The sequence below is a fragment of the Streptomyces sp. NPDC048565 genome, assembly GCF_040650935.1.
In the GTDB taxonomy this organism is placed as follows: Bacteria; Actinomycetota; Actinomycetes; order Streptomycetales; family Streptomycetaceae; genus Streptomyces.
In genome coordinates this window covers 51,886-67,734 of record NZ_JBEZIH010000003.1, presented here as the reverse complement: position 1 = coordinate 67,734, position 15,849 = coordinate 51,886, and the positions used below count along the sequence as shown (strand labels likewise).

At 71.1% G+C, this 15,849-nt stretch carries 16 protein-coding genes and 1 riboswitch; of the genes, 8 read left to right on the top strand and 8 right to left on the bottom strand.

The window, feature by feature from the left end; translation table 11 throughout:
* Positions 1 to 6: 6 nt before the first annotated feature.
* Positions 7 to 1,245, bottom strand: coding sequence for an FAD-dependent oxidoreductase (locus AB0C75_RS04695; RefSeq protein WP_362887057.1), 1,239 nt, complete (start codon positions 1,243 to 1,245; stop codon positions 7 to 9).
* 71 nt (positions 1,246 to 1,316) lie between these two features.
* Positions 1,317 to 1,429: riboswitch (TPP riboswitch) on the top strand.
* Between AB0C75_RS04695 and thiO the strand changes: the two genes are divergently transcribed.
* From thiO to AB0C75_RS04670, 5 genes are all read left to right on the top strand, one after another.
* Positions 1,427 to 2,629 (top strand): glycine oxidase ThiO, encoded by a 1,203-nt coding sequence (gene thiO, locus AB0C75_RS04690; RefSeq protein WP_362887055.1) that lies wholly within the window; start codon positions 1,427 to 1,429, stop codon positions 2,627 to 2,629. (Overlaps the previous riboswitch by 3 nt.)
* Positions 2,626 to 2,904 carry a sulfur carrier protein ThiS gene (gene thiS, locus AB0C75_RS04685; protein WP_362887053.1) on the top strand — a complete coding sequence of 93 codons (279 nt, stop codon included), beginning with the start codon at positions 2,626 to 2,628 and terminating at the stop codon, positions 2,902 to 2,904. The genes thiO and thiS overlap by 4 nt, the downstream gene beginning before the upstream one ends.
* Positions 2,905 to 2,906: 2 nt before the next feature.
* Positions 2,907 to 3,701, top strand: a complete 795-nt coding sequence (locus AB0C75_RS04680) for a thiazole synthase (RefSeq protein WP_362887051.1) — start codon at positions 2,907 to 2,909, stop codon at positions 3,699 to 3,701.
* A gap of 125 nt (positions 3,702 to 3,826) precedes the next feature.
* Entirely contained in the window at positions 3,827 to 5,749 is a 1,923-nt protein-coding gene (gene pknB, locus AB0C75_RS04675) for a Stk1 family PASTA domain-containing Ser/Thr kinase (protein WP_362887049.1), read from the top strand.
* A gap of 22 nt (positions 5,750 to 5,771) precedes the next feature.
* On the top strand, positions 5,772 to 6,635 hold the full coding sequence (locus AB0C75_RS04670) for a deoxyribonuclease IV (protein WP_362887047.1): 864 nt from the start codon (positions 5,772 to 5,774) through the stop codon (positions 6,633 to 6,635).
* Positions 6,636 to 6,653: 18 nt separating this feature from the next.
* On the opposite strand, the gene AB0C75_RS04665 is transcribed toward AB0C75_RS04670, so the two are convergent.
* Complete coding sequence (locus AB0C75_RS04665; protein WP_362887045.1) at positions 6,654 to 7,286, bottom strand: sulfite oxidase-like oxidoreductase; 633 nt, start codon at positions 7,284 to 7,286, stop codon at positions 6,654 to 6,656.
* A 156-nt stretch (positions 7,287 to 7,442) separates the two neighbouring features.
* Between AB0C75_RS04665 and bfr the strand changes: the two genes are divergently transcribed.
* On the top strand, positions 7,443 to 7,922 hold the full coding sequence (gene bfr, locus AB0C75_RS04660) for a bacterioferritin (RefSeq protein ID WP_362887043.1): 480 nt from the start codon (positions 7,443 to 7,445) through the stop codon (positions 7,920 to 7,922).
* 3 nt (positions 7,923 to 7,925) lie between these two features.
* Here bfr and AB0C75_RS04655 read toward each other — a convergent pair whose 3' ends face one another.
* Complete coding sequence (locus AB0C75_RS04655; protein WP_362887041.1) at positions 7,926 to 8,195, bottom strand: (2Fe-2S)-binding protein; 270 nt, start codon at positions 8,193 to 8,195, stop codon at positions 7,926 to 7,928.
* Positions 8,196 to 8,359: 164 nt separating this feature from the next.
* Positions 8,360 to 9,706 (bottom strand): class II 3-deoxy-7-phosphoheptulonate synthase, encoded by a 1,347-nt coding sequence (locus tag AB0C75_RS04650; protein WP_362887039.1) that lies wholly within the window; start codon positions 9,704 to 9,706, stop codon positions 8,360 to 8,362.
* Between the two features lie 104 nt (positions 9,707 to 9,810).
* Here AB0C75_RS04650 and AB0C75_RS04645 point away from each other — a divergent pair, with 104 nt between their 5' ends.
* On the top strand, positions 9,811 to 9,867 hold the full coding sequence (locus tag AB0C75_RS04645) for a trp operon leader peptide (protein ID WP_079159714.1): 57 nt from the start codon (positions 9,811 to 9,813) through the stop codon (positions 9,865 to 9,867).
* Positions 9,868 to 9,963: 96 nt separating this feature from the next.
* A complete protein-coding gene (locus AB0C75_RS04640; protein ID WP_362887037.1) occupies positions 9,964 to 11,871 on the top strand; it encodes an anthranilate synthase family protein in 1,908 nt (635 codons plus the stop codon).
* 22 nt (positions 11,872 to 11,893) lie between these two features.
* Here AB0C75_RS04640 and AB0C75_RS04635 read toward each other — a convergent pair whose 3' ends face one another.
* The 4 genes from AB0C75_RS04635 to AB0C75_RS04620 form a co-directional block, all read right to left on the bottom strand.
* A complete protein-coding gene (locus tag AB0C75_RS04635) occupies positions 11,894 to 12,898 on the bottom strand; it encodes a 2-hydroxyacid dehydrogenase (protein ID WP_362887035.1) in 1,005 nt (334 codons plus the stop codon).
* Between the two features lie 113 nt (positions 12,899 to 13,011).
* Positions 13,012 to 13,713, bottom strand: coding sequence for a response regulator transcription factor (locus AB0C75_RS04630; RefSeq protein ID WP_362887033.1), 702 nt, complete (start codon positions 13,711 to 13,713; stop codon positions 13,012 to 13,014).
* Positions 13,710 to 14,933, bottom strand: coding sequence for a DUF5931 domain-containing protein (locus AB0C75_RS04625; RefSeq protein ID WP_362887031.1), 1,224 nt, complete (start codon positions 14,931 to 14,933; stop codon positions 13,710 to 13,712). Before AB0C75_RS04625 ends, AB0C75_RS04630 begins: the two co-directional genes overlap by 4 nt.
* A gap of 67 nt (positions 14,934 to 15,000) precedes the next feature.
* On the bottom strand, positions 15,001 to 15,720 hold the full coding sequence (locus AB0C75_RS04620) for a lysophospholipid acyltransferase family protein (RefSeq protein ID WP_362887029.1): 720 nt from the start codon (positions 15,718 to 15,720) through the stop codon (positions 15,001 to 15,003).
* Positions 15,721 to 15,849: the final 129 nt, after the last annotated feature.

Genomic DNA, 15,849 nt, shown 5'->3' with positions numbered 1-15,849 from the left:
GGCCCCTCAGGCGTCCTTCACCGTGGATTTCAGCGGTACGGAGGAGTCCGCGGCCCTCGCCGGATCGATCCGCGCCCCCGCTTCGACGAGCTTGCGCCCCTGTGCCAGGTCACGGGGCCTGCTGACGGCCAGTACGGCGACGAGCGCCCCTTGCCGCAGCCAGAGCGCCGTCCAGGACGGCTCGGCCGGGTCGCCCCGCCACAGCAGCGTGTCGGCTCCGGCGTGATGGCCGGCGTACTGCACGAAGCGGCCGAACTGCTCGGACCAGAAGTAGGGCACCGGGTCGTACGTGCCCGCCTCACCGCCCGCGAGGGCCGCGGCGACCGCCCTGGGCCCCTGGAGGGCGTTGTCCCAGTGATGGACCAGCAGCCGCTCCCCGTAGCGGGCGGACGGGAAGGAGGCGCAGTCGCCCACCGCGTGGACATCCGGCAGCGAGGTGCGCAGCGAGCCGTCCGCGATGACCGAGCCGTCCGGGCCGAGCTCGATGCCCGAGCCCGCGAGCCACCCCGTGGCGGGCCGGGCGCCGATGCCGACGACCACCGCCCCTGCGGGGATCACCCGGCCGTCCGCCAGGTGGACGGCGCCCTGTCCGACGCGGGCGACCCGGGCACCGGTGAGGAGACCGGCTCCGCTCTCGGCGTACCAGCGGGCCATCGGAGCGGCGACCTCGGCGGGCAGCGTGCCCGCGAGGGGGCGGTCCGCGGCCTCCACGACGGTGACCGCGCAGCCGGCGGCGCGGGCCGCCGTGGCGAACTCGGCGCCGATCCAGCCCGCTCCGACGACGACCATGTCGTGCTGCTGTTCGAGGACGGGCCGCAGCCGCGCGGCGTCGTCGAGGGTGCGCAGCAGATGGACACCGGGCACGCCGTCGGAACCGGGCAGTGCGACGGGTTCAGCTCCGGTGGCGATGACCAGCGCGTCGTAGGCGACGGGCCCTTCCAGGGTGTCCACCTCGTGCTCACCGGCGCGCAGGCCCGTCACATGGAGCCCCAGGCGCAGGGTGATGTCCAGTGCCTCGAAGTCGATGTCGAAGGCGGAGTGCTCCGCCTTGCCGAGCAGGACCGCCTTGGAGAGCGGCGGCCTGTCGTACGGCTGGTGCGGTTCGGCACCGAGCACGGTGACCTGGCCCGTGAAGCCCTGTTCACGCAGGGCCACGGCCGTCTGCACACCGGCCATGCCGGCGCCCACGATCACGACTGCGCGCGCCGGCTGTCCCGGCGCCGGTTCCGGTGTCTGCTCGCTCACCCGTCCACCCTAATGACCGGGTTCCCGGGCCCGTATCCGGCTGTCGGGGGCGGGGTCTAGGCTGGCCACCGTAAGAGACTCGCGGGAGTCCGGACGCACCGGGCTGAGAGGGAGGCTGACCGGCCTCCGACCGTACGAACCTGATCCGGGTCATGCCGGCGAAGGGAGGGGCTGGACGCCCATGCGTATCTCCACGAACAGCTCCGACGTCCTGGTCGTCGGGGGCGGCATCATCGGTCTGGTGACCGCCTGGCGGTCCGCCCAGCAGGGCCTGAGCACCACGCTGGCCGATCCGGACCCGGGCGGCGGCGCCGCCCGGGTCGCGGCGGGGATGCTCGCAGCCGTCACCGAACTCCACTACGGCGAGCAGACGCTGCTCGGCCTCAACGTGGCCTCCGCAGCGCGCTATCCGGCGTTCGTCGCCGAGCTGGAGGAGGCGAGCGGGCAGGAGACCGGCTTCCGTGCCTGCGGCACCCTGTCCGTCGCACTGGACTCCGACGACCGGGCGCATCTGCGGGAGCTGCACGTGCTGCAGCAGCGCTCGGGGCTCGAGTCCGAGTGGCTGAGCGGCCGTGAGTGCCGCCGGCTCGAGCCGATGCTCGCCCCCGGGGTTCGCGGCGGGCTGCGGGTCGACGGCGACCACCAGGTGGACCCCAGGCGGCTGGCTTCGGCCCTGCTGACCGCGTGCGAGCGGGCGGGGGTGGGCTTCCGCCGCGCCTGGGTCCAGCGGCTCTCCGTCACGGACGGCAGGGCGACGGGCGTCGTCCTGGCGGACGGTGCGCGGCTCGCCGCAGGCCAGGTGGTACTCGCGGGCGGCAGCCTCAGCGGCCGGCTCGAAGGGCTGCCCGAATCGGTCGTGCCGCCCGTACGTCCGGTCAAGGGGCAGGTGCTGCGGCTGACCGTGCCGCCCGCGTACGCCCCCTTCCTGAGCAGGACGGTGCGGGCCGTCGTACGCGGCAGCCATGTCTATCTGGTCCCGCGTGCCAACGGCGAGCTGGTGGTCGGTGCGACCACCGAGGAGCTGGGCTGGGACACCACGGTCACCGCCGGCGGGGTGTACGAGCTACTGCGGGACGCCCATGAGCTGGTGCCCGGCATCACCGAGCTGCCGCTGACCGAGACCCGGGCCGGTCTGCGCCCCGCCTCGCCCGACAACGCGCCGCTGCTGGGCCCCACCGCCCTGCCCGGCCTGCATCTCGCCACCGGGCACCACCGCAACGGGGTGCTGCTGACCCCCGTCACGGGCGATGTGATGGCCCAGGTGCTGACCACGGGCGAGCTGCCCGAGCTCGGCCGCCCCTTCTCGCCGCGCCGCTTCACGGCGGCTGCCCGGCCCCGTTCCCCCGAAGACACCGCCCCCGCGTCGCAGGAGCAGCCCGTATGACACAGCCCGTGCCCGCCGCCGGTCCCGCCGCCGTCCCCGGCCCCGCCTCCGCCGCCGCCTCCGTCTCCGTCTCCGTCTCCGTCTCCGTCAACGGAGAACACCGCACCGTCCCCGTAGGCACCGCGCTGGACACCTTGATCGCGGCGCTGACCACCGCGCCTGCCGGGGTCGCCGCCGCGGTCAACGAGGCCGTCGTCCCGCGCGGCCAGTGGTCCGCCACCACGCTCGCCGACGGCGACCGCGTCGAGGTCCTCACCGCCGTCCAGGGAGGCTGACCATGTCCGACGATCTCTTCACCCTGGGGCCCACCGCGTTCTCGTCGCGGCTGATCATGGGGACGGGCGGCGCGCCCAGCCTCGATGTGCTGGAACGCTCCCTGATCGCCTCGGGCACCGAGCTGACCACCGTGGCGATGCGCCGGCTCGACCCGACCGTGCAGGGCTCCGTGCTCTCCGTCCTGGAACGCCTCTCCATCCAGATCCTGCCGAACACGGCGGGCTGTTTCACGGCGGGCGAGGCCGTGCTCACCGCCCGGCTGGCCAGGGAGGCGCTGGGCACCGACTGGATCAAGCTGGAGGTCGTGGCCGACGAGCGGACCCTGCTGCCCGACACCGTCGAGCTGCTGGACGCCGCCGAGATCCTGGTCGACGACGGCTTCACGGTCCTGCCGTACACCAATGACGACCCGGTCCTGGCCCGCAAGCTCCAGGACGTGGGGTGCGCGGCGATCATGCCGCTGGGCTCTCCCATCGGTTCCGGGCTCGGCATCCGCAATCCGCACAACTTCCAGCTGATCGTCGAGCAGGCCGGGGTCCCGGTGATCCTGGACGCCGGAGCGGGCACCGCATCGGACGCGGCGCTGGCGATGGAGCTGGGCTGCGCCGCTGTGATGCTCGCCTCGGCGGTGACCCGGGCGCAGGAGCCCGAGCTGATGGCGGCGGCGATGCGGCACGCGGTGGACGGCGGACGCCTGGCGTACCGGGCGGGACGCATCCCGCGCCGTCATTTCGCCGAGGCGTCCTCGCCCGTGGCGGGCCGCGCGGTGCTGGATCCGGAGCGCCCGGCGTTCTGAGGTCCGGGCGCCTGCGGCTCCCTCCCGTCACAACATGCGCATGTCCCTGTCACGGCTCGGCACCGGATCCGTCCGGAACACCTGGCCCATCCCGTGGTGTCCGTGGCAGCTCGTAGACTCGCACTGTGGACACGACCCTCCAGGACCCCCTTGTCGGGCAGCTGCTCGACGGCCGCTACCGCATCGACGCACGCATCGCCGTCGGTGGCATGGCCACGGTCTACCGGGCCATGGACACCCGGCTCGACCGGGTGCTCGCCCTCAAGGTGATGCACCCGGCGCTGGCGACCGACGCGGCGTTCGTCGAGCGCTTCATCCGCGAGGCCAAGTCCGTCGCCCGGCTCGCCCACCCCAATGTGGTGGCCGTCTTCGACCAGGGCGCCCAGGGTGCGTACGTCTACCTGGCGATGGAGTACGTCGCCGGGTGCACCCTGCGCGATGTTCTGCGCGAGCGCGGGGCGCTGCAGCCCCGGGCCGCGCTGGACATCCTCGAACCGGTGCTGGCGGCTCTCGGCGCCGCGCACCGCGCGGGCTTCGTCCACCGCGACATGAAGCCGGAGAACGTCCTGATCGGGGACGACGGCCGGGTGAAGGTCGCCGACTTCGGGCTCGTGCGGGCGGTGGGCACCTCCACGGACACCACCGGCTCGCTGCTCGGCACGGTCTCGTATCTCGCTCCGGAGCAGATCGAGCAGGGCACGGCCGACACCAGGTCCGATGTGTACGCCTGCGGTGTCGTGCTCTACGAGATGCTGACCGGCGGCAAGCCCCACAGCGGGGACACCGCCGCCCAGGTCATCTACCAGCATCTGAACGAGGACGTCCCGGCGCCTTCCCGTGCCGTTCCCGGCCTGGCCACCGGTCTTGACGAGCTGGTCGCCGCCGCGACGGCGCGCACCCCCGACGGCCGTCCGTCCGACGCCGTGGCCCTGCTGGCCCGGTCCCGTGAGATACGGGCGGCGCTCACCGATGAGCAGCTCGCCGCGATGCCTCCGCAGGCCGTCTCGGACGAGCACGACGCGGCCGAGGACCGTACGAGCGTGATCCCCCGGGTGATCCCGGCAGGCCAGGGCACCGCGCACCACACCAGCCGTCTCGAGATGCCCCCGTCCTCCCCCCTGCGGCCCGGGCGCGGACGGCTCGGGCCGTTCGCGGTCCGCGGCCGGCGCGGGATGCTCGCCGTGGTCGTCGCCGTCCTGCTGGTGCTGGGGACCGGCGCGGGCGTCTGGTACATCAACTCGGGCCAGTTCACCCGGGTCCCGTCCCTCCTGGGCCAGACCCGGAGCGCGGCGGAGAAGCGGCTCGCGGGCGAGGGCCTCGATCTGAAGGGTGTCGAGCGCGCCTACAGCGACACGGTGAAGCGGGGCACGGTGATCAGCAGCGATCCCGGTTCCGGTGAGCGGGTCCGCGGCAACGCCTCGGTGAAGCTGGTGATCTCGCGCGGCCCCGAGATCGTGAAGGTTCCCGATGTCGAGGGGCTCGCCCTCGCCGACGCCAGGCGTGAGCTGACGAAGACGGGCCTCGCGCCCGGAATGGAGACCCGGGAGTTCAGCGAGGAGATCGACCGGGGCAAGGTGATCCGTACGGATCCGCAGGCAGGCACCGAGCGTCACCCCGACTCGGCGGTCGCCCTGGTCGTCAGCAAGGGCAGCCCCGTCGACGTGCCCGATGTCACCGGTCTCTCCGTCGAGGACGCCACGGCCGCTCTGGACGAGGAGGGTCTGAAGGCGAAGGTGCTGCCCGACCGGGTCAACTCCCCCGAGGCTGCGGGCGAGATCGCCCGGCAGTCGCCCGGGGACGGCGCGGAGGCCGCCGAGGGTGAGACCGTGGAGCTGACGGTCTCCAAGGGCCCGCGCATGCTCCAGGTCCCCGATGTCACGGGCAAGGACGTCGACGAGGCCCGCGACACACTGGAGGACGCCGGGTTCGAGGTCAAGGTCGACCGCCCGCTCCTCTCCTTCAGCGACACGGTCAAGAGCCAGTCGGTGGAGGGCGGCGAGAAGGCCGCCGAAGGCTCCACGATCACGATCAAGACCAAGACCCTGTAGCGACCCCGAGGACCGGCAGCACATGCGCAACCCCATCGGTGGCCACGTTCCCGTGGCCGGCGGACTCGCCAAGACCGGCCTCGGCTACGCCCAGGAGCTGGCGGCGGAGACCGTGCAGGTCTTCGTCGCCAACCCTCGCGGCTGGGCGACACCGCCCGGGAACCCGGCGCAGGACGAGCTGTTCCGCTCGGAGTGCGCGGCCAGGTCGGTGCCCGCGTACGTCCACGCCCCGTATCTGATCAACTTCGGTTCGCACACCGAGGCCACCGTCGAGCGGTCGGTCCTGTCCCTGCGCCACTCGCTGCGCCGTGCGCGGGAGATCGGCGCCCTGGGGGTGGTGGTGCACACCGGCTCGGCGACCGGCGGACGCCCGCGCGAGGTGGCACTCGCCCAGGTGCGTACGCACATGCTTCCGCTGCTGGACGAGCTGACGCGGGACGACGACCCCTTCCTGCTGCTGGAGTCGACCGCAGGACAGGGCTTCTCGCTCTGTTCGCGCACCTGGGACTTCGGTCCGTATTTCGAGGCGCTGGACTCGCACCCCAGGCTGGGGGTCTGTCTGGACACCTGCCACATCTACGCGGCGGGCCACGACCTGACCGGCCCCGCCGGCATGCGGCAGACCCTGGATCTCCTGGTGGACACGGTCGGCGAAGGCCGGCTGAAGCTGATCCACGCCAATGACTCCAAGGACGTGGTGGGCGCCCACAAGGACCGGCACGAGAACATCGGCGCCGGCCATATCGGTGCCGGGCCGTTCCGTGAGCTGTTCTCGCACCCGGCGACCGAAGGCGTGCCGCTGATCATCGAGACGCCCGGGGGCAAGGAAGGCCACGCCGCGGACGTGGCGCGGCTGAAGGAGCTCCGGGGCTCCGTCGCCGGGTGAGCTGAGGACCGCGGGGGCTCAGAGCTCGGGGCCGTCCCCGGGCTCCTCCTGGTAGGAGTAGCGCTGCTCGCTCCACGGGTCACCGATGTTGTGGTATCCGCGCTCTTCCCAGAAGCCACGGCGGTCGGCCTGCATGTATTCGATGCCCCGGACCCATTTGGGCCCCTTCCAGGCATACAGGCCGGGTACGACGAGGCGCAGCGGAAATCCGTGTTCGGCCGTGAGCAGTTCACCGTCCTTATGGGTGGCGAACAGCGTTCGGTCCGAGATGAAGTCGGCGATACGCAGATTCGAGCTGAATCCGTATTCGGCCCAGACCATGACATGGGTGACTTGGGGCGCGGGCGGCGCGAGTTCCACCACATCGCGGGCCAGGATTCCGCCCCATTCGGCTCCGAGCATGCTGAATTTCGTCACGCAGTGGAGATCGGCGACGACGGACGAGAAGGGAAGCTCCGTGAATTCCTGATGATTCCAGCAGTGCTTGTCGCCGTCGGCCGTGGCCCCGAAGACCCGGAACTCCCAGCGGTCCGGTTTGAACTTGGGAACAGGACCGTAATGGGTGACCGGCCAGCCGCGCTGCAGCCGTTGTCCCGGCGGAAGCCCGGCTTGCCCTGCTGTGCCGCTTACCCGGCTATCCGGCTGACCCATACCTCCATGGTGACAGACAGGCAGGGGTGGTGATGACCAGGGGAGAGCCGATTCGGGCAACTCATACTAAGCATGCACTTACTGGACGGCCGTGACGGCGCGATGCGAGGATGCGCGCAAACATGCCTGGTTCACCGGTTGGAAGGAGCCTCTGCGATGCAGGGCGACCCCGAGGTCATCGAGTTCCTGAACGAACAGCTGACCGCCGAATTGACTGCCATCAATCAGTACTTCCTGCACGCGAAGATGCAGGACAACTTCGGCTGGACGAAGCTCGCCAAGTACACCAGGGCAGAATCGTTCGACGAGATGAAGCACGCGGAGATCCTCACCGACCGGATCCTGTTCCTGGACGGGCTGCCCAACTATCAGCGGCTCTTCCACGTGCGGGTCGGCCAGACGGTCACCGAGATGTTCCAGGCCGACCGTCAGATCGAGGTGGAGGCGATCGACCGCCTCAGGCGCGGCATCGAGGTGATGCGCGGCAAGAGCGACATCACTTCGGCGAACATCTTCGAGTCCATCCTGGAGGACGAGGAGCATCACATCGACTATCTCGACACCCAGCTGGATCTGGTCGAGAAGCTCGGTGAGCCGCTCTACATCGCCCAGGTGATCGAGCAGCCGGACAGCTGATCCTCAGGCGGCGTCGGAAAGCCTGACGTCCGGCGTGCCGCCGAGAGCGACGGGAACTCCTGCCGTGGCGCCCTCCGGCGCCGTGCGTCCTTCGACGAGCTCACGGCGGGGGCAGCTGCCGCGGCCCAGCAGCGCCTGGATCCGACGGACGCAGCCGCCGCAGTCGGTGCCGGCCTTGCAGGCGGAGGCGATCTGGCGAGGCGTGCACGCTCCGCCGTCCGCATGCTGCTTGACCTGGTCCTCCGTGATGCCGAAGCAGGAGCAGACGTACACGCGGTTCACCTCCCGACGGGTTCGGTCGCTGCGCCGTCCCGATCTATTCGGTGAGGCTAACCTAACCTTACCTACGAGCGCGCGCACGTAAAGCCCCGGGTACGCCTGTGGGGCACGAATCACATCGATCCATGCCCCACAGGCTTCACCTCACGGGTGCGGTCCTACTGGTCGCGGTACATCTCGGCGACCAGGAAGGCCAGGTCGAGGGACTGGCTGCGGTTGAGGCGCGGGTCGCAGGCCGTCTCGTAGCGCTGGTGCAGATCGTCCACGAAGATCTCGTGGCCGCCGCCGACGCACTCGGTGACATCGTCACCCGTGAGCTCGACGTGGATGCCGCCGGGGTGCGTCCCGAGCTCCTTGTGCACCTCGAAGAAGCCCTTGACCTCGTCCAGGACGTCGTCGAAGCGGCGCGTCTTGTGGCCCGAGGCCGCCTCGAAGGTGTTTCCGTGCATCGGGTCGGTCACCCACACCACCTTGGCACCGGAGGCGGTGACCTTCTCGACCAGCTCGGGGAGCTTGTCGCGCACCTTGTCGGCGCCCATGCGGACGACGAAGGTCAGCCGGCCCGGCTCGCGCTCGGGGTCGAGGCGGTCGATGTAGCCGAGGGCGTCGTCGACGGTGGTCGTCGGGCCGAGCTTGATGCCGATGGGGTTGCGGATCTTCGAGGCGAACTCGATGTGCGCGCCGTCCATCTGGCGGGTGCGCTCACCGATCCAGACCATGTGGGCCGAGGTGTCGTACAGCCGGCCGGTGCGCGAGTCGGTGCGGGTCAGCGACGACTCGTAGTCCAGCAGCAGCGCCTCGTGCGAGGCGTAGAACTCGACGGCCTTGAATTCGGCCGGGTCCGTGCCGCACGCCTTCATGAAGTTCAGCGCGTTGTCGATCTCGCGGGCCAGGGCCTCGTAACGCTGCCCGGACGGCGAGGACTTCACGAAGTCCTGGTTCCAGGCGTGCACCTGGCGCAGGTCGGCGTAGCCGCCGGTGGTGAAGGCACGCACCAGGTTCAGGGTGGAAGCGGACGCGTGGTACATCCGCTTCAGCCGCTCGGGGTCCGGGATGCGGGCCGCTTCGGTGAATTCGAAGCCGTTGACGGAGTCGCCGCGGTAGGTCGGCAGGGTCACGCCGTCACGGGTCTCGGTCGGCTTGGAGCGCGGCTTGGAGTACTGCCCCGCGATGCGGCCGATCTTGACGACCGGCACCGAGGCCGCGTACGTCAGAACGGCGCTCATCTGGAGCAGCGTCTTCAGCTTGGCCCTGATGTGCTCGGCGGACACGGCGTCGAAGGCTTCGGCGCAGTCGCCGCCCTGGAGCAGGAACGCCTCGCCCTCGGCGACGGCTCCCAGACGGGCGCGCAGTTGGTCGCACTCGCCCGCGAAGACGAGCGGAGGATACGACTCGAGGTCCGCGAGTACATCGCGCAGAGCCTCGGCATCGGGGTACTCGGGCTGCTGCGCCGCGGGAAGGTCTCGCCAGGTGTGGCCACCGGCGACGGAGGTATTGGCGTTCACGGTCACCTCGACAACACTACGGGGTCGGCGCGTGCGGTCCGTCCGCCCGCTCAGCAATTGAGACACGCGCTCATCCGTACCCCGCTTCCGCTAGGGTACGTGGCATGTTCGCGCAGACAATCCAGAACTGGTGGTGGACCGCTCATCCGGCGGCCCGCTGATTCATCGCGCGTACAGACTTCGCGAAGGCCGCCCGAGGGGCGGCCTTCTCCGCGTTACGGGGCAGGGAGCCGTTCCTCCAGCAGGAAGGAACACCCATGCCAGACCCCACGCCCGACCGTGCCGCCCCAGCCGTGGACGTGCTGTCCGCGCTGCTCCGTGACGACGCCCCGCCCTTCGCACTGCTGCGCAGGCGCACGCCAGGACGGGACCACGACGTCGTCGAGGTGCTGACCGGCGAAGTGCGGGAGCTCGACCGGCTCGCCGAGATCCCGGTCGGGGAGCTGCCCTCGCTGGCCCTGGTGCCCTTCCGGCAGATCGCCGAGCGCGGTTTCGACGTGCGGGACGACGGCACCCCGCTGGCCGTGCTGGTCGCCGAGAAGGCGTACGAGCTGCCGCTGGCCGAGGTCCTCGCGGCGCTGCCCGGCCATGAGGTGCGGGTGGAGGGCGGTGCCTTCGACGTCCCCGACGAGGAGTACGCCGATGTCGTCCGGCGGGTCATCAGGGACGAGATCGGGCAGGGCGAGGGTGCGAACTTCGTGATCCGGCGGACCTTCGGCGGCGAGATCCCCGGCTTCGGCAGGGCCGACGCGCTGGCGCTGTTCCGGCGACTGCTGGCGGGTGAGCGCGGGGCGTACTGGACGTTCGTCGTCCACACCGGGGACAGGACGCTGGTCGGCGCGAGCCCCGAGGTCCATGTGCGGATGTCCGGCGGGACCGTCGTGATGAACCCGATCAGCGGGACCTACCGCTACCCCGCCGAGGGGCCGACCGCCGAGAGTCTGCTGGCCTTCCTGGACGACCGCAAGGAGAGCGAGGAGCTCTCCATGGTGGTCGACGAGGAGCTCAAGATGATGTGCACCGTCGGCGACATGGGCGGTGTGGTGGTCGGGCCCCGTCTCAAGGAGATGGCCCATCTCGCGCACACCGAGTACGAGTTGCGCGGGCGTTCCTCGCTGGATGTGCGCGACGTCCTGAAGGAGACCATGTTCGCGGCGACGGTCACCGGCTCGCCCGTGCAGAACGCCTGCCGTGTGATCGAACGGTACGAGCCGGGGGGCCGCGGCTACTACGCCGGCGCGCTGGCACTGGTGCGCCAGGAGCCCGGCGGGGACCGGACGCTGGACTCGCCGATCCTGATCCGCACCGCCGACGTCTCCGCGTCCGGCCGGCTGCGGGTGCCGGTCGGGGCCACGCTCGTACGCCACTCCGACCCGGCGGGGGAGGTCGCCGAGACCCACGCGAAGGCTGCCGGTGTGCTCGCGGCGCTGGGTGTCCGGCCGGGGCGGCCCGAGGCGGAGGCGGACCGCCCGCGGCTGGCGTCCGATCCGCGGGTGCAGGCGGCGCTGGACGACCGCCGCGGCGGCCTGGCCCCCTTCTGGCTGCGGATGCAGGAGCGCACACAGGAGCTGTCCGGTCACACGCTGGTGGTGGACTGCGAGGACACCTTCACCGCGATGCTCGCCCATCTGCTGCGCTCCTCGGGCCTCACGGTCTCGGTGCGCCGCTACGACGAGCCCGGGCTCCGCGAGGCCGTACGGGCGCACGAGGGGCCGGTGGTACTGGGGCCCGGGCCCGGCGACCCTGGTGACGCCGCCGATCCGAAGATGCGGCTGCTGCGCGGGCTGGCCGCCGAGCTGGTGCGGGAACACCGCCACGGGCTGCTCGGCGTCTGCCTCGGCCATGAGCTGATCGCGGCGGAGCTGGGCCTGGAGATCGCGAGGAAGGCCGTGCCGTACCAGGGGGCGCAGACCCGGATCGATCTGTTCGGCAGGCCCGAGACGGTCGGCTTCTACAACAGCTTCACCGCGCTCTGCGACGAGGCGGCGGCCACCGAGCTGGGCGCGCACGGCATCGAGGCGAGCCGGGACACGGCCTCCGGTGAGCTGCACGCGCTTCGGGGGCGGGGCTTCGCCTCGGTGCAGTTCCACCCGGAGTCGGTGCTGACGCTGCGCGGCGCCGCGATCGTGACCGGGCTGCTGGCGGCGCTGCCGGTGCCCGGCTGAGGCGTCCGGTGCGGGGCACGGACTACGGTGTGGGCGCCGCAGGGACCAGGACGTTCTCGCTGCGGCGGCCCGCCAGGTGGTCGGTGACGTTGCGCACCGTGGCGTCGATGATCTGCCCCACGGCGTCACGGGTGTAGTACGCCTGGTGCGAGGTCACGATGACGTTCGGGAAGGTGACGAGCCGGGCGAGGGTGTCGTCGTCGATGCCCTCCATGGACTTGTCGACGTGGAAAAGCCCTGCTTCCGCCTCGTAGACATCGAGCCCCACACCGGTGAAACGGCCGGCCCGCAGCTCGGTGACGAGCGCGCGGGTGTCGATGAGGCCGCCTCGGCTGGAGTTGACCAGGATCGCGTCGTCCTTCATCAAGGACAGGGCTTCCCCGTCGATGATGTGCTGCGTGGCCGGCAGCAGCGGCACATGGAGGCTGATCAGGTCGGCCTCGGCGAAGAGGCGCTCCTTGTCCACGTACGTCATGCCGAGCTCGGTGCAGGCGGGGTTCTCGGCGATGTCCCAGCCGAGCAGATTCATGCCGAAGCCGTGGGCGATCCGGGTGAACGCCTCACCGATCTTGCCGGTGCCGACCACACCTGCCGTGCGGCCGTGCATGTCCCGGCCGAGGAGCCCGTCGAGCCGGAAGTCGAAGTCCCGGGTGCGGCTCACCGCGCGGACGATGCGGCGGTTGACGGCCATGGCCAGGGTCCAGGCGAATTCGGCGACCGAGTAGGGAGAGTAGGAGGAGACCCGGGCGACGCGCAGGCCGAGCCGTTCGGCGACGTCGAGGTCGATGTTGTTGAAGCCGGTGGAGCGCTGGGCGATCATCTGCGTGCCGCCCGCCGCCAGGGTCTGCAGGACGTGGGGGCCGAGGTCGGCGTTGACGCTGGTGGAGATGATCTCGTAGCCCGCGGCGATCGGGGCGGTGTCCTCGGTGAGGAAGACGTCCAGGCACCGGACGTCGTGCAGGCCGGCGAAGGCCTTCTCGATCAGCGGCTTCTCGTCGGACTGCACGCCGAATGCCAGGATTTCCACGGTAGCTCCCGGGTCGTGGGTACGAGCTGTGGCGAATATACGGCCCGCACCCCGGGGGCGCCGCTCAGCCGAAGAAGACCCCCGCCTCCGCTACAGCACGGGCGAGTTGTCCCTCAGGCGTCGTCGAGGCCGGCCTCGATGGCGAAGCGGACGAGCTCCACCCTGTTGTGCAGCTGGAGCTTGCCCAGGGTGTTCTGGACATGGTTCTGCACGGTGCGGTGGGAGATGACCAGGCGCTCGGCGATCTGCTTGTACGAGAGGCCCTTGGCGACCAGCCGCAGGACCTCCGTCTCACGGTCGGTCAGCTGCGGGACCGCCCGCTGGTCCGGGGCCGCGGGGGCCGGGTCGGAGGCGAGCCGACGGTACTCGCCGAGTACCAGTCCGGCGAGGCCCGGAGTGAAGACCGGGTCGCCGGCCGCGGTGGCGCGCACGGCGTCGGTCAGCTCCTGGGTGCTGGCCGACTTCAGCAGATAGCCGGTGGCGCCCGACTTCACGGCCTCCAGGACATCGGCGTGCTCGCCGCTGGCGGAGAGCACCAGGACACGCAGCCCGGGGTGAGATCCGACGAGCTCCTTGCAGACCTGCACGCCGGGCATCCCCGGCAGGTTCAGATCGAGCACCAGGACGTCGGGCCCCACGGCCCTGGCCCGGCGCACGGCCCCCGGGCCGTCGCCCGCGGTCGCGACCACGTCGAACCCGGACTCGGCCAGGTCGCGGGCCACGGCGTCGCGCCACATCGGGTGGTCGTCGACGACCATCACCTTGATGGCGCGCTCCCCTGATTCCTGTGTCTGCGGTGTACGCGGTGTGCTCATCGGGTCGTTCCTGCCTTCCCCCGTGAAACCTTCGGGACCTTCAATTCGACCTCGGTGCCCTGTCCCGGGACCGAGATCAGTTCTGCTGTGCCGCCCAGATCGCGCAGCCGGCCGCGGATCGAGAGGGCGATACCGAGCCTGCCCTCCCCCTCCGCCTGGTCGAGCCTGCCCTCCGGGATGCCGGGCCCGTCGTCCCTGACCGTGACGATCACCTCGTCGGGCTCGTCCTCGACCAGGATCCACGCCCGGGCGTCCGGCCCCGCGTGGACCCGGACGTTGTCCAGTGCGGCGCTCACCGCGGCGGCGAGCTCGCGCGCCGCGTCCGCCGCGAGCACCACGGGTGCGCCGGGCTCCGCGAAGCTGACCCGGGAGCCGGCGTGCGGGGCGAGCAGCGCGCGCAGGTCGTCCTCGTCGCTCTGCGCACCGTCGCTGTCGGCGCCCGCGGCCCGGACATCGGCGCCGTCGGCGCCGTCCCGTGAGGGCCGGGCCGTGGGCACCAGGCCGCTGGAGACCAGGGTCCGCAGGGCGACCTCCTGCTCCCCGGCCATCCGGCCGAGCTCCGCGGCCTCGCCGCCCAGGGCCGTGCCGCGCCGCTGGACCATGGCCAGAACCTGGAGGACGCTGTCGTGGATGTCGCGGGCGAGCCGCTCGCGTTCCCGGGTGGCGGCCTCGATCTCCAGGGCACGGGCGAGGGTGCGCTCACTGGCGCGGGCCACCTCGACGACGTAGCCGATGGCGATGGAGGCGACCCAGACCAGCACCACGTTGTGGAAGGTGTCCTCGCTGGGCTCACCGCGCTCGATGATGTTGACGACGGCGACGAGGGTGGAGGCGAAGGCCGCCCAGCGCCAGCCGCCCTTGAGGGCGAAGGCGAGGACGGAACCCGCGGTCCAGATCGACGGAAGCGTCGGGCCGTCGATGCTCTGCGCGTCGAAGTCGGCGAGCGGGGTCAGCAGGATCCCGGCCAGGGCCACGGTGAGGTCCAGGCCGAGGAAGCGCTTGGTGCAGCTGGCCGCGTTGGCCACCCGGGGCAGGGTCGCGAGTGTCCAGGCGGCGAGGCAGGCCAGGAAGGCCACGGCCACCCAGGGCCGCTCGTACTTCGTGTGGCCGAAGCCGGAGAGCAGCGCCGCGTAGACCAGCGTCAGTACGCGGTAGGCGGTCAGCGCCCGCCACAGCGGCTGCTCGACCGACATCCGTACGACTCGTTCGCGCCCGGCCATGTCCCCGTGTCCCCTCCCCCGGCTCTCGCCCTCGCGTGCTGCCCGCTCCGGACGGCGGGCACGGCCACTACGTACCGGGCCGTTCGGTTTCCTTCTTCTTCGCCGCCTCGGCGATCTGCCGCTTGGCAGCCGTGGCGTAGATGTCCACGTACTCCTGGCCCGAGAGCTTCATGATCTCGTACATCACCTCGTCGGTGACCGAGCGCAGGATGAACCGGTCGCCGTCCATGCCCTGGTAGCGGCTGAAGTCCAGCGGCTCACCGATCCTGATCCCGGGCCGCATCAGCTTGGGCACCACCTGGCCGGGCGGCTGGATCTTCTCCGTGTCGATCATCGCCACGGGGATGACGGGCGCACCGGTGGCGAGGGCCACCCGGGCGAGGCCGCCCGGCTTGCCCCGGTAGAGCCGTCCGTCGGGCGATCTGGTGCCCTCCGGGTAGATGCCGAAGAGCCCGCCGCTCTCGATCACCTGGATACCCGCCCTGATGGCGGCCTCCCCGGCGCCCCGGCCGCCCGAGCGGTCCACCGGAAGCTGTCCCACGCCCTTGAAGAAGGCCGCGGTGAGCTTGCCCTTCACCCCGGGTGCGGTGAAGTACTCCGCCTTGGCGATGAAGGTCACCTTGCGGTCGAGCACGGCCGGCAGGAAGAAGGAGTCGGAGAACGACAGGTGATTGCTCGCGAGGATCGCAGGACCGTGCGCGGGGATGTTCTCCAGGCCCTCCACCCACGGCCTGAAGGCGAGCTTCAGAGACCCGCCGATGGAGAACTTCATTGCGCCGTAGATCAACTCGGATGCCTCCTGTGTGCCGTCGATGAGACCTTAACCTGTGCGACGGTGACGGCCCTGGTCGGTGTCGGTCCGGTCGCGTACGGTGAAGTAATCCTTGCCGCACACCCCCCGCACCCCGCCCCCGTC

Bases quoted from the DNA above. Each gene is read 5' to 3' on its own strand.
- thiO (WP_362887055.1), top strand. From the start codon at position 1,427: ATGCGTATCTCCACGAACAGCTCCGACGTCCTGGTCGTCGGGGGCGGC.
- thiS (WP_362887053.1), top strand. From the start codon at position 2,626: ATGACACAGCCCGTGCCCGCCGCCGGTCCCGCCGCCGTCCCCGGCCCC.
- AB0C75_RS04680 (WP_362887051.1), top strand. From the start codon at position 2,907: ATGTCCGACGATCTCTTCACCCTGGGGCCCACCGCGTTCTCGTCGCGG.
- AB0C75_RS04670 (WP_362887047.1), top strand. From the start codon at position 5,772: ATGCGCAACCCCATCGGTGGCCACGTTCCCGTGGCCGGCGGACTCGCC.
- AB0C75_RS04665 (WP_362887045.1), bottom strand. From the start codon at position 7,286: ATGGGTCAGCCGGATAGCCGGGTAAGCGGCACAGCAGGGCAAGCCGGG.
- bfr (WP_362887043.1), top strand. From the start codon at position 7,443: ATGCAGGGCGACCCCGAGGTCATCGAGTTCCTGAACGAACAGCTGACC.
- AB0C75_RS04640 (WP_362887037.1), top strand. From the start codon at position 9,964: ATGCCAGACCCCACGCCCGACCGTGCCGCCCCAGCCGTGGACGTGCTG.
- AB0C75_RS04630 (WP_362887033.1), bottom strand. From the start codon at position 13,713: ATGAGCACACCGCGTACACCGCAGACACAGGAATCAGGGGAGCGCGCC.
- AB0C75_RS04625 (WP_362887031.1), bottom strand. From the start codon at position 14,933: ATGGCCGGGCGCGAACGAGTCGTACGGATGTCGGTCGAGCAGCCGCTG.